Origin of the sequence: Actinospica acidithermotolerans, from assembly GCF_018139625.1 — a bacterium.
Taxonomy (GTDB): Bacteria; Actinomycetota; Actinomycetes; order Streptomycetales; family Catenulisporaceae; genus Actinospica; species Actinospica acidithermotolerans.
Genome location: NZ_JAGSOH010000031.1, coordinates 17,367 through 30,198 on the forward strand (window position 1 = coordinate 17,367; position 12,832 = coordinate 30,198).

General features: G+C 71.8%; 6 protein-coding genes. 1 reads left to right on the forward strand and 5 read right to left on the reverse strand.

Annotated features, from left to right (window positions below):
- Nucleotides 1-216: 216 nt before the first annotated feature.
- The 3 genes from KDK95_RS13160 to KDK95_RS13170 all read right to left on the reverse strand — a co-directional run bounded on the left by KDK95_RS13160 (nucleotide 217) and on the right by KDK95_RS13170 (nucleotide 6,879).
- On the reverse strand, nucleotides 217-5,124 hold the full coding sequence (locus KDK95_RS13160) for an NAD-glutamate dehydrogenase (RefSeq protein WP_249161106.1): 4,908 nt from the start codon (nucleotides 5,122-5,124) through the stop codon (nucleotides 217-219).
- A gap of 204 nt (nucleotides 5,125-5,328) precedes the next feature.
- Nucleotides 5,329-5,823: a DUF6912 family protein gene (locus KDK95_RS13165; protein WP_212518411.1), complete on the reverse strand. Its 495-nt coding sequence runs from the start codon at nucleotides 5,821-5,823 to the stop codon at nucleotides 5,329-5,331.
- Between the two features lie 9 nt (nucleotides 5,824-5,832).
- Nucleotides 5,833-6,879 carry a patatin-like phospholipase family protein gene (locus KDK95_RS13170; protein ID WP_212518412.1) on the reverse strand — a complete coding sequence of 349 codons (1,047 nt, stop codon included), beginning with the start codon at nucleotides 6,877-6,879 and terminating at the stop codon, nucleotides 5,833-5,835.
- Between the two features lie 272 nt (nucleotides 6,880-7,151).
- Between KDK95_RS13170 and KDK95_RS13175 the strand changes: the two genes are divergently transcribed.
- Nucleotides 7,152-8,963, forward strand: a complete 1,812-nt coding sequence (locus KDK95_RS13175; protein WP_212518413.1) for a bifunctional lysylphosphatidylglycerol flippase/synthetase MprF — start codon at nucleotides 7,152-7,154, stop codon at nucleotides 8,961-8,963.
- Nucleotides 8,964-9,005: 42 nt separating this feature from the next.
- On the opposite strand, the gene KDK95_RS13180 is transcribed toward KDK95_RS13175, so the two are convergent.
- Both KDK95_RS13180 and secA read right to left on the reverse strand, forming a co-directional pair.
- On the reverse strand, nucleotides 9,006-9,608 hold the full coding sequence (locus tag KDK95_RS13180; RefSeq protein WP_212518414.1) for an Rv3235 family protein: 603 nt from the start codon (nucleotides 9,606-9,608) through the stop codon (nucleotides 9,006-9,008).
- Between the two features lie 262 nt (nucleotides 9,609-9,870).
- Nucleotides 9,871-12,585 carry a preprotein translocase subunit SecA gene (gene secA / locus KDK95_RS13185; protein ID WP_212518415.1) on the reverse strand — a complete coding sequence of 905 codons (2,715 nt, stop codon included), beginning with the start codon at nucleotides 12,583-12,585 and terminating at the stop codon, nucleotides 9,871-9,873.
- Between the last annotated feature and the right edge of the window lie 247 nt (nucleotides 12,586-12,832).

The window sequence follows — 12,832 nt, forward strand, 5'->3', positions numbered from 1 at the left end:
CATCTGACGAGGCGTCGGCGGCTCGCGGATCGGTGACGCGAGCCGGCTCAGGGCAGGGCTACGCCGTTCGCCGCCGCCAGACCGGTCTCTCGGGCTTCTGCACGTCCACCTCCACCGGCGAAGCGAAGCGGCCGCGCACCTGTTTTCCACAGGCGCGCGGCCGCTTGCCGGCGGTTCTCGCTACCCTCGCTGCTCCCGCCGCTCGTCTCCCGCTCCCTACATCGCGTTCGCGCGCAGCAGGGTCCTGATCGTGCGCAGGGCCACCGAGAGGATCGCCAGGTCGAACGAGTCGGCCGAGGAGATCTCGGTGAGCACGGCCCTTGCGCGCTCGACGGCGGCCTGGTTCTTGTTGACCCAGACGGAGAAGCGGACGTCGGGGTCGGTCTCGCCGGGGGCGGCGGCCAGGACGTCGAAGGTCAGCGCGGCCTGGGCGGCGTAGAGCTCCTCCCGGACGGCGGCGCGGGCCATGGTCTCCCAGCGGTCGGTGCGCGGGAGGGCGGTGATGCGGTCGCGCAGGGCTCCGATGCCGAGGCGGTCGACGAGGTCGAAGTAGCCCTCGGCGACCTCGCCGGGGCCGCGGCCGGTCTCCTTGGCGACCTCGACGATGTCCAGCGCGGAATACGCCGAGCCGGCCACCGCGACGCGGGCGGCGAGCTCCTCCGGGACGCCGTACTCGACGAGTTCGGCGGTGGCGGAGGCCAGTTGCTGGGCGTCGGTGCCCTTGAGCAGCTTGGGCAGCTGGGCGCAGACCTCCGTGACGCCCGCGGAGAAGGCCTCGACCTGCTCGGTGATGTCGATCGGGTGCTTGCGATTGAGCAGGAACCAGCGGGCGCCGCGCTCGGTCAGCCGGCGGCCGGCCAGCCGCATGCGGGTCTGGATCTCGGCCGGGACCCTGTTGTCCAGCTCGTCGATCGCCTTCCAGAAGCTGTCCAGGCCGAAGACCTCGCGGGCCACGGTGTGCGCCCGGGAGATCTCCTCCGCGCTCGCGCCCGTCTCCTCGCGCATCCGGAACAGGAAGCTGATGCCCGCGTTGTTCACCAGGTTGTTCACCACCTGGGTGGCGATGATCTCCCGGCGCAGCGGGTGGGCGGCGATCAGGTCGTGCAGCCGCTCGCGGACGGCGCTGGGGAAGTAGCGGAACAGGTCCGCCTCGAGGTACTGGTCGTCCAGGAGCTCGCTGGCCAGCAGCTCCTCGTTCAGCACGATCTTGGTGTAGGCCAGCAGCACGGCGAGCTCGGGCTGCGTCAGCCCCTGGCCCGCGGAGCGGCGCTCCTGGATGACCCGGTCCCGGGGCAGGAACTCGAGGTCCCGGTTCAGGTGGCCGTCCGAGGTGAGCTGGCGCATGTAGCGCGCGTGGACGTGCAGCAGCGCGGGCGCCTGGGCCACGGCCGAGGCGAGCGCGACGTTCTGGCCGTAGTTGTCGGCCAGGACGAGGTCGGCGATCTCGTCGGTCATCGAGGCGAGCAGCGGGGTGCGCTCCTCGGCCTCGAGCACGCCGGACTTCACCGCCTGGTCGACCAGGATCTTGATGTTGACCTCGTGGTCGGAGGTGTCCACGCCCGCGGAGTTGTCGATGGCGTCGGTGTTGATCCGGCCGCCCTCGCCCGACGGGCCGCCCTGCAGCGCGTACTCGATGCGGCCCAGCTGCGTGCAGCCGAGGTTGCCGCCCTCGCCGACGACCTTGACCCGCAGCTGGGAGCCGTTGACCCGGATCGCGTCGTTGGCCTTGTCGCCGACGTCGGCGTGCGACTCGCCGGCCGACTTCACGTACGTGCCGATGCCGCCGTTCCACAGCAGGTCGACCGGCGCCTGCAGGATCGCCTTCATCAGCTCGGCCGGCGTCGTGCGGGTCACGCCCTCGGGCAGCCCGAGCGCGCGGCGCACCTGCGGGGTGACCGGGATCGACTTGGCGCTGCGCGGGAAGACGCCGCCGCCGTCGGAGATCAGCTTCGTGTCGTAGTCGGCCCAGCTGGAGCGCGGCAGGTCGAACAGCCGCCGGCGCTCGGCGTACGAGGCGGCCGGGTCCGGGTCCGGGTCGATGAAGATGTGCCGGTGGTCGAACGCGGCGATCAGCTTCGCGTGCTCCGAGCGCAGCAGGCCGTTGCCGAAGACGTCCCCGGACATGTCGCCGATGCCGACGACGGTGAACTCCTGCGTCTGGGTGTCGACGCCGAGCTCGCGGAAGTGGCGCTTGACCGACTCCCACGCGCCGCGCGAGGTGATGCCCATCGCCTTGTGGTCGTAGCCGACCGAGCCGCCGGAGGCGAACGCGTCGCCGAGCCAGAAGTTGTACTCGGCGGAGACCGCGTTGGCGATGTCCGAGAACGTCGCGGTGCCCTTGTCGGCGGCGACGACGAGGTAGTGGTCGTCGCCGTCGTAGCGCACGACGTTCTTCGGCGGCACGATGACGCCGTCGACCAGGTTGTCGGTGATGTCCAGCAGGCCCCTGATGAACATCTGGTAGCACGCGATGCCCTCGGCCATGAAGGCCTCGCGGTTGGACGGGTCCACCGGGTTCTTGACCACGAAGCCGCCCTTCGCGCCGACCGGCACGATGACGACGTTCTTGACCATCTGCGCCTTGGCCAGGCCGAGGATCTCGGTGCGGAAGTCCTCGCGCCGGTCCGACCAGCGCAGTCCGCCGCGCGCGACCTTGCCGAAGCGCAGGTGCACGCCCTCGACCCGGGGCGAGTAGACCCAGATCTCGAACCTGGGCCTGGGCATCGGCAGGTCCTGCACGGCCGGAGCGTTGATCTTGAAGGAGATGTACGGCTTGGGGGAGCCGTCCTCGGCGGGCTGGTAGAGGTTCGTGCGCAGCGTCGCCCGGATCACGCCGAGCAGCGAGCGCAGGATGCGGTCCTCGTCCAGCGAGGCGACGGTGTCGAGCGCTCCCTCGATCTCCTCGACCATGCCGTCGATCAGCTCGTGGCCGGCGTCGGCGTGCGCGGGGTCGAAGGAGGCCTCGAACAGCCGGACCAGCAGCCGGACGATCCGGGTGTTGGCGCCGAGCACCTTCTCGACCAGGCCCTGGCTGAAGGTCATGCCGCCCTGCCGCAGGTACTTGACGTACGCGCGCAGGATCGAGGCCTGGCGCCAGCTCAGGCCGGAGCCGAGGACCAGGGTGTTGAAGCCGTCGTTCTCCGCCATCCCGGACCACACGGCGCCGAACGCCGCGGTGAACCGGTCCCGCGCGCCCACGTCGAGCAGCGACTCGGGGTCGCTCACCCGCAGGCCGAAGTCCAGGATCCAGGCGCTGTCGCCGCCGGCCCGGAGCAGCTCGTACGGCTGCTCCTCGAGGACCTCGACGCCGAAGCGCTGCAGGATCGGCAGCACCTCGGCCAGCGTGATCATCCGGCCGACGCGGAAGATCTTGAGCCGGTACTCGTCCGGGCTCGATCCCGCCCTGCGGTAGACGGCGAGCGAGGAGTCGGTGGTGTCGTCGGCGTGGATGGCCTCGATCCTGGCCAGGTCCTGCGCGGCGCGCTCCGGCGCGAAGTCCGCCTTGTAGCCCTCCGGGAAGGCGTTCTTGAACTCGGCGATCAGGCTGGCGGCGCGGTCCTCGCCGAGCTGCTCCTCGAGCAGGTCCTCGAGCGCGTCGTTCCAGCTGCGCAGCGCGCGGGCGAGCTTGCGCTCGATCTGCTCGGCGTCCACCTCCGGCAGCCGCTCGCCGTTCGCCATCCGGATGACGAAGTGCAGCCGGGTGAGCACCGACTCGGTGGAGCGCACCGTGTAGTCGATGGCCTTGCCGTGCAGATCCCTGAGCAGGATCTCCTGCAGCTTGAGCCGGTTCGCCGTGTCGTAGAGGTCGCGCGGGACGTAGACCAGCGCGGAGAAGTAGCGCCCGTAGACGTCCTTGCGCAGGAACAGCCGCACCCGGCGCCGCTCCTGCAGGTGCTGCACCGCGCCGGAGATCTCGGCGAGCTCGCCCACCGGGATCTGGAACAGCTCGTCGCGCGGGTAGGACTCGAGGATCTGCAGCAGGTCCTTGCCGGAGTGCGAGTTGAGCGTGTATCCGTGCACGTCGAGGACCTGACGGACCTTCTGCCTGACGACCGGGATGTGCTGCACGGACTCGGAGTACGCGGCGGCGGAGAACAGGCCGAGGATGCGGCGCTCGCCGACGACCTCGCCGGCGGCGTTGAAGACCTTCACGCCGATGTAGTCGAGGTAGCCGGGGCGGTGCACCGTGGCGCGCGAGTTGGCCTTGGTGAGCACCAGCAGCCGCGGTTCGCGGGCCTTGGTGCGCACCTCCGGCGGCAGCTTGGAGAAGGTGCTCGGCGCGTTCTGCGGCTGGTCGGAGCGCAGGATGCCGAGACCGGTGCCCGGCACGGCGCGCAGCCGGTCGTCGCCGTCCTCGGTGATCAGCTCGTACTCGCGGTAGCCGAGGAAGGTGAAGTGGCCGTCCACCAGCCAGCGCAGCAGCTCCTGGCCGGCCGAGAGCTCCTCGAAGTCGAGGCCCGCGGCCTGCGCGGCCTCGCCCTGCGCGCCGTCGAGCGCCTCGGCCGCGGCGAGGGTGGCGTTCTTCATCTTCGGCCAGTCCTCGACGGCCTCGCGCACGTCCCGCAGCACGCGGCGCAGGTCGGCCTCGAGGGCGGCGATCCGGGCCGGGTCGTCGGCCTGCCGGTCGATCTCGATGTGCATCCAGGACTCGACGCTGGCGCCCTCGGGGGCGGACTCCGGGTCGACGTCGTACACCTGGCGCAGGTCGCCGGCGACGTCGCGGTCCACCGCGAGCACCGGGTGCACGACGAGGTGGATGCCCTGCCCGCTGCGGGTGAGCTCGGCGGTGACCGAGTCGACGAGGAAGGGCATGTCGTCCGTGACGATCTCGACGACGCTGCGGCGGTTGCGGCCGGTGCCCCAGCCGTCCTCGGCCGCCGGGGTCAGGACCCTGATCTTGGCGGTGCCCTGCGGGCGGTGGGCGGCGAGCTCGAGGCTGGAGGCGGCGGCGCCGTACAGGTCGGCGGGTCCGCGGTCGGCGAGGTCGTCGAGGGCGACGTGCCGGTAGTAGCGGTTGATCACCGCCTCGCCGACCGTCGCGCCCGCATCCTGCCCGCCGGATCCGGCCAGGGCGGCCGCCTCCCCGAGCAGCGCGTTCTTAGCCGAGTCCAGTTGCGTCACCATGAGCGCTCGCTCCATACCAGCCGTGCGCCCTTGCACGGCAACGAGTCTTAGGCCGGGGCGGTTCCCGGCCTCGGGTACGCCTGAAAGGCTACCCGGCAAAGTGGAACGCCGGGATGCGGCTGTCCGATCACGTTGTTACGTCTGAGTTGTGGATTCCTACAGTGTGGACCGAACAGGGGAACACAGGAGCGAAGATCCCCCCGGCTAGAGCAGGTCGCCGAGTTCCTGCGCGGCGAACCAGAGCAGGTCGTAGTCCTCGACGGCGTCCACGGTGAACAGCGCGTCGGCGTCACCCTCGTCGGCGGCGGACAGGGCGCGCGCGGCCGCCGTGACGTACTCCTGTGCGCCCGCCTCGTCCACGTGCAGGGAAGCGATGTCGACCAAACGCACGGAGCCTGTGATCTTGATCACACCGGGCTCCGCGGGCCCGGCGCCGTCGGCCGGGAGGGAGACCCGCGCGTCGTTGATGTCGGAGGCGATCACCACCCGGCGGCGCGCGGCATCCGGCTCGCCGGCCAGCCGGCGCAGCGAGGCGCGGGCGGCGGCGGTCAGCGCGGCGTACTCCAGCTCCTCCTCGTCGCCCTCGGCGTACCAGTCGCGCAGCGACTCGGTGACCGCGAATCCGTCCGTCAGGTGCAGCTCGCCGTCCGCGGAGAGCCGTGCGAGCAGGGGCATCGTGGCAGGCAGGTAGACGCGCATGGGACGAGGTTAACGCCTGGGGGCCGGATCGACCTCGGGCTGGAGCTCGTGGTCGGCGGCCAGGCTCGCGGTCACCGTGCGCATGGCCGTGTCCAGCACCTCGACCCGGCGGCTGGGGTCCATCAGGTTGGCGCCGATCACCTCGAGGTCCTCGGGGCCTGGGCACAGCACGTGCACCCGGGTCCCCTCCCGCCTGATCTGGATGACCTCGTGCAGCATCTGCCGGGTGACCAGGTGCCGGAAGCTGCGCTCCAGCCTGCCGAGCACGCCGGAGGGCTTGTCGTAGCCGCGGGCCGCCGAGGGGGCCAGCACGTACACCTCGTCGAGCGCCCGGCCGGCCGGCAGCTCGTCGGCGCCGACCACGTCGAGGTTCGTGGTGGAGACGGTGCCGCCGTCCACGAAGCGGCGCTCGCCGAGGCGCGCGGGCGGGAACCAGCCCGGGATCGAGCAGGACGCGACGACGGCCTCGGCCAAGCCGATCGGGGGAGAGCCGGCCCGGCCGAACACGACGCGCTCGCCCGAGTCGTAGTCCATCGCGACGATCCGGATCCCGGGGTGCGGGGACCACGTGCCGGAGGGGATGACGTCCTCCACCATCTGCCCGATGTCGCCGAGCGAGCCGCGGCCGGGCGGCATGAACGCGGAGAGCACGGCCGTGCCCGGGTAGCGGCGCGGGTGGCGCACCGAGCGGGCGATCAGCCGCGGCGAGCCGAGCAGGCCGGGGATCGGCATCGGCGGGGCGGCGCCGCCCGCGGCCATGTCGTAGTCGAAGATGTGCCCGGCCAAGGGCCCGAGCTCGACCGGCTCGCCCCGCTGGTGCCGCCACAGGTCCTCGGCCGACGCGCCCGCGCCGAGCAGCGCGGCGAGAATGGAGCCGGCGGAGGTGCCGACGATCAGCTGCGCGTCGCGCAGGTCCAGGCCAGAGCGCTGCTCGATCGCCCGCAGCGCGCCGATCATCCAGGCCGCGCCGAGCGTGCCTCCCCCGCCCAGCACCAGGCCGCGGCGGACCGCGGGCGGGTGCACGCCGCGCGCCCTCACGTTCTCCAACACGTTCATCACCATCTCATAACGCCGGCGCGGGCACGCGGCGGGTGGCGCGGTCGCGGGTTTCCCCCGGATGAGCCAGTCCGAGGGGGCCGGGCGGCTGACGCGGCGGTGGGCGCGCCGGGCGGGGGGAGCGCGGTATCGGCGGGATAGTAGGGGCGCGAGCGCCGCGTGGGCCGTGCGTCACCCTGTGCCCGAGCACCTCCATAACGACTCGACAACTCCGGCGCGAAAGGGGAATCCGTCCGCACTGCGGGTAGTTGCACTATTGCGGGGAGGTGGCGATGAATGTGATGTCTGTCCGCCGGGCCGAGGCGAGCCGCCGGGCCGGCGGCGATCGGCATGAGCGGACCGTGTGGCCGTTCGCGGCGCTGGTGGCCGCGGCCGGCCTCGTCATGCTCGGCTACGCGCTGCTCGCCCAGCCGGGGTGGCTGACCGGGCTGACGCTGACCGTGTGCGGCACCAACCCGACCGCACCGCACGCCGTGCTGCTGGCCGGCGTGCTGCTGATGCTGGCCTGGGGCATGGCCCGCGGCAGGCAGACGGCCTGGGCGCTGGCGCTGTGCCTGCTGGCCTGGAGCGCGGCCGCCGAGCTCGAGGCCGCCCTCGCGCCGAGCCCCGCCGCGCCCTGGCGGCTGGCCCCGCTCGGCTTCGCGATCATCGGCCTGTGGCACGGCCGCAGCCGCTTCCGGGTCCCGCTCAACGCCACCCGGCTCAAGCAGGCGGCCGAGATCAGCGCGTTCTCCGTCACCGCGATCCTCGTCGTCGGCGGCGGCGGCCTGTTCATGGAGCGCTCGCACTTCGAGACCCCGGTCTCCGCGCCGGACATCGGGCGCACGGTCGTCTCGATGGCCGCGGCGAACCCGGGCCCGGCCGCGTTCGACGGGCCGGCCTGGCAGATCAACGGCATCGCGCTGCTCAGCGGCGGGCTGGTCATCGTGGTGACCGGCTGGCTGCTCGCCTCCGCCCCGGCCCCGCGCCCGGCCGGCCGGGCGCAGCGCGCGATCGTGCGCGCGATGGTCTCGCACCCGGACTCCGAGACCCTCGCCCCCTTCGCGATGCGCTACGACAAGAGCTACGTCTTCTCCGCGGACGGCCGCGCCGCCGTCTCCTACCGCGTGCTCGCGGGCATGGCCGTGGCGGGCGGCGATCCGGTCGGCGCGCGCGAGTCCTGGCCCGGCGCGGTCGAGGAGTACTGCACGCTGGTGGAGCGCAGCGGCTGGCGTCCCGCCGTACTCGGCGCGGGCCCGGACGCGCGGCTGCTGTGGGAGGAGCGCGGCATGCGCTCCATCGGCATCGGCGACGAGGTGATCGTCGACACCGGGGCCTTCACCCTGCACGGCCGCTCGATGCGCAACGTCCGCCAGGCCGTCCACCGCACCGAGCGCGCGGGCCTGGTCACCGAGGTCATTCCGGAGCGGCAGCTCGATCCCGGCCTGGCCGGCCAGCTGCGCCGGATCCACCGCGAATGGCTCGGCGCCGCCGGCCGCGAGCACGGCTTCGCGATGAACCTCGACGCGATGGCGCGCGGGGTGCACCCCGACGCGCTGGTCGCGGTCGCGATGGCCCCCGAGGGCTACGCCGTCGCCTTCCAGCGCTACTTCCCCGCCGCGCACGCCGGACGGAACGCGGCCCTCTCGCTGGACGTGATGCCGCGCACGCCGCTGTCCCCGAACGGCGTCAACGAGCGGCTGATCGTCGACATGATCGACTACGCCCGCAGCCACGGCTACCCGAGGATCTCGCTCAACTTCGCCGCCTTCCGCCCGCTGCTGGCCCGGGCGCGCTCCAGCCCCGAGTCGCTGACCGGAGCCGAGCGCGCCACGATCCGGGCCATCGGCCTGCTCGACCCGCTGATCCAGGTGGACTCGCTCTACCGCTTCAACGACAAGTTCCAGCCCGGCTGGAACCCGCGCGCCGTCTACATCGGCTCCTGGTTCGACCTGCCCCGTTTCGCCGTCGCGGCCTTTGGCCTGGAGTTCGCCCTCCCCTACGACCGCCGCCGCACCGGCCGCGCCGTCACCGCGGGCGACCCGGGCTTCGAGCCGCTCAAGGGACCGGCGCCGGTCGAGGCGCACCGGGCCGTGCGGCACTGAGCCGCGGCGGACCGGCCGCCGCCCGCGCCGGCCGTCAGACCGTCAGTTGAACTGCAGCGCGGTGCACAGCCAGTCGAAGCCGCGCGGCTGCGGTGTACCGTGCCGGCCGGGCGCGGCGGGCGCGGCCTGCTCGAAGCGGAGGGCCACGGCGCGCACCCGCGGACCGTCCTGAACGATGACGGTCGACTCGACGATCCCGGCGGCCGGCTGGTGCAGCCGGACCGAACGGATCATCGAACGGGCGGCGAACCGCGAGGCGCGGCGGTCCGCCGGGGCGACGGCGAGGGCTTCCGCGGCGGCCTCGAAGCCGTAGCCGACGCGCCCGGCGGCCTGCGGGGTCAGCTGTCCGGCCACGTCGCGGGAGAGCCAGCGGCGCATCTGCTCCAGCGGCCGGCGCTCGAGGAGCACGTCGACCACGGCCTCGGCCAACCGGCCCACCCCGGCGATCGGCTCGGGCTGCGGCAGGCCGAGCGGATCGACCTCGAGCCGGTGCGTCCAGCCGGTCACCCAGGACCTCAGCCAGCCGCGCTGGCCGGGCACCGTCCCGCCGGCGCCGCCGTGGTCGGCCAGCGCGCCGGCCACGCGCTGCAGGCCGCTGTCCGAGATGTTGACCTCCGTGATGAGGTAAACGTCGTCCTCGCGCATCTTTTACGCCCCGTTCTCCTCGAGACCCTCAAGACTGGGATGCCACGTAGGACCGACGAGCGGGGCGAACCGTTGCCCTGCGTACGTGAAGATCACCCGATACGGTGAGCCGCGCTGGGCCGGTCGGCAGATGGCGCGACCCCGGCGCGGACCCGGCGCGACCCGGAGCGCGGCGCGCGGGAGCGCCGAAAACGCCGGACGCCCCGCCGGGCCGGGGGGCCTGACGGGGCGTCGCGATCACGCGGATGCGCGGGCTTGCCGGCTACTTCTTGCGGCGGCGGCCCTGGGAGCGCTTCGGCTCCGGCTTGGCGTCCTGCGGCGCGCCCTCGTTGACCACGGTGCGCTCCTCGGCCTCGCCGGTCTCGCCGGGCGCCGAGTAGTTCAGCTTGGCCGGCTGCTGCGGAGCGTCGAGGCCCTTGGCGTTCAGGTGCGCGGTCGCGGCGTCGGCGCGGGCCTGGTCCTCGGGGTCGTCGCTGGCCGCCTCGACCTGGACCTCCAGGTTGAACAGGTAGCCGACCGACTCCTCCTTGATCGCGTCCATCATCGCGTTGAACATGTCGAAGCCCTCGCGCTGGTACTCGACCAGCGGGTCGCGCTGGGCCATGGCGCGCAGGCCGATGCCCTCCTGCAGGTAGTCCATCTCGTAGAGGTGCTCGCGCCACTTGCGGTCGAGCACCGAGAGGACCACGCGGCGCTCGAGCTCGCGGGTGATGGCCTCGCTCAGGGTCGCCTCGCGCCGGTCGTACGCGGCGAGGATGTCGGCGGTGAGCTCCTCGGTGAGCACCTGGGAGGTGATGCCGGAGCGGCTGCCGACCGACTCCTCGACCTCGTCCAGCGTGATCGAGACCGGGTACAGCGTGCGCAGCGCCGTCCAGAGCTTGTCCAGGTCCCAGTCCTCGGCGAAGCCCTCGGAGGTGGCCGCGTCGACGTAGCTGGCGACCGTGTCCTCCATCATGTGCCGGACGTGCTCGCGCAGGTCCTCGCCCTCGAGCACGCGCAGCCGCTCGGCGTAGATCACCGTGCGCTGCTTGTTGATGACGTCGTCGTACTTCAGGACGTTCTTGCGGATCTCGAAGTTCTGCTGCTCGAGCTGGCTCTGCGCCGACTGGATCGCGCGGGTGACCATCTTGGACTCGATCGGCACGTCGTCGGCCACGTTCGCCGCCGCCAGCACCCGCTCGACGATCTGCGCCTTGAACAGCCGCATCAGGTCGTCGCCGAGGGAGAGGTAGAACCGGGACTCGCCCGGGTCGCCCTGCCGGCCGGCGCGGCCGCGCAGCTGGTTGTCGATCCGGCGCGACTCGTGCCGCTCGGTGCCGAGCACGTACAGGCCGCCGGCCTCGACGACCTCGTCCTGCTCGAGCGCGACGGCCTTCTTGGCCTTCTCCAGCGCCTCGGGCCACGCCGCCTCGAACTCCTCGGGCGTGTCGGTGCGGGTCAGGCCGCGCTGCTGCAGCTCGGCCTCGGCCAGCGCCTCGTCGTTGCCGCCGAGCTTGATGTCGGTACCGCGGCCGGCCATGTTGGTGGCCACGGTGACCGCGCCCTTGCGCCCGGCCTGCGCGACGATCTGCGCCTCGCGCTCGTGGTACTTCGCGTTCAGCACCTCGTGCGGGATGCCGGCCTTGCGCAGCTGCTGCGAGAGGTACTCCGACTTCTCCACCGAGACGGTGCCGATCAGCACCGGCTGGCCCTCGGCGTGCCGCGCCTCGATGTCCTTGACCACGGCCTTGAACTTGGCCTCTTCGGTCATGTAGATGAGGTCCTGGCGGTCCGCGCGGATCATCGGCTTGTTCGTCGGGATCGGGACCACGCCGAGCTTGTAGATCTGGTGGAACTCCGCCGCCTCGGTCAGCGCGGTACCGGTCATGCCGGCCAGCTTGTCGTAGAGGCGGAAGTAGTTCTGCAGGGTGATGGTGGCCAGCGTCTGGTTCTCGTTCTGGATCTCCACCCCCTCCTTGGCCTCGATCGCCTGGTGCATGCCCTCGTTGTAGCGGCGGCCGGCCAGGATGCGGCCGGTGTGCTCGTCGACGATCATGACCTCGTTGTTCATGACCACGTAGTCGCGGTCCTTCTTGAACAGCTCCTTGGCCTTGATCGCGTTGTTGAGGTAGCCGACCAGCGGGGTGTTCACCGACTCGTAGAGGTTCTCGATGCCCAGCAGGTCCTCGACCCGCTCGACGCCGCGCTCCAGGATGCCGACGGTCTTCTTCTTCTCGTCGACCTCGTAGTCGGTGTCCTTGGCGAGCCGGTTGGCGATCCGGGCGAAGTCCACGTACCACTTGGTGGCCTGGTCGGCCGGGCCCGAGATGATCAGCGGGGTGCGGGCCTCGTCGATCAGGATCGAGTCCACCTCGTCGACGCACGCGTAGAAGTGCCCGCGCTGGACCAGGTCGGCCTTGTCCCAGGCCATGTTGTCGCGCAGGTAGTCGAAGCCGAACTCGTTGTTCGTGCCGTAGGTGATGTCGCAGTTGTACGCCTCGCGCCGCTGCTCGGGCGTCATGTTCGCCAGGATGCAGCCGACGCTCAGGCCGAGGAAGCGGTGGATCCGGCCCATCCACTCCGAGTCGCGCTCGGCCAGGTAGTCGTTCGTCGTGACGATGTGCACACCCTGGCCGGCCAGCGCGTTCAGGTACGCCGGCAGCGTGCCCATGAGGGTCTTGCCCTCACCGGTGCGCGCCTCGGCGATGTTGCCCATGTGCAGCGCGGCGCCGCCCATCAGCTGCACGTCGTAGTGGCGCTGGCCGATGGACCGCTTGGCCGCCTCGCGCACGGTGGCGAACGCCTCGGGCAGCAGCTGGTCCAGGGTCTCGCCGTCCTGGTAGCGCTGCTTGTACTCGTCCGTGAGGGCGCGCAGTTCCTCGTCCGTGAGGTCGACGAAGTCGTCTTCGATCGAGTTGATCAGCTCGGCCGTCTTGGCCAGCTTGCGAAGGATCTTCCCTTCGCCGGCGCGCAGGACCTTGTCGAAGAGGGCAGGCACTTTGGGAACGGCTCCTTGCGAGACAAATGCGGACGGCGACCGCGGCCCGGCGGTGGTGGTGCCGGGCGCAGCCTGAGCCGACCGGCGTCGACCGGTCGATATGTCATCGTAAGCGACCGGGGCCGGTGGAAGACAGTGCGCGCCCCATTCTCTTAGCGCACAGTAAGGAGGTTCGGGGGGCCGGGGGCCGGGCGAAGATCGCCGGGTTCGCGACCGGGCAGGTCCCGCGGCTGCTCTCACCGCATCC

Coding starts and splice junctions, on each gene's coding strand:
- KDK95_RS13175 (WP_212518413.1), top strand. CDS start 7,152: ATGAATGTGATGTCTGTCCGCCGGGCCGAGGCGAGCCGCCGGGCCGGC.
- KDK95_RS13160 (WP_249161106.1), bottom strand. CDS start 5,124: ATGGTGACGCAACTGGACTCGGCTAAGAACGCGCTGCTCGGGGAGGCG.
- KDK95_RS13165 (WP_212518411.1), bottom strand. CDS start 5,823: ATGCGCGTCTACCTGCCTGCCACGATGCCCCTGCTCGCACGGCTCTCC.
- KDK95_RS13170 (WP_212518412.1), bottom strand. CDS start 6,879: ATGAACGTGTTGGAGAACGTGAGGGCGCGCGGCGTGCACCCGCCCGCG.
- KDK95_RS13180 (WP_212518414.1), bottom strand. CDS start 9,608: ATGCGCGAGGACGACGTTTACCTCATCACGGAGGTCAACATCTCGGAC.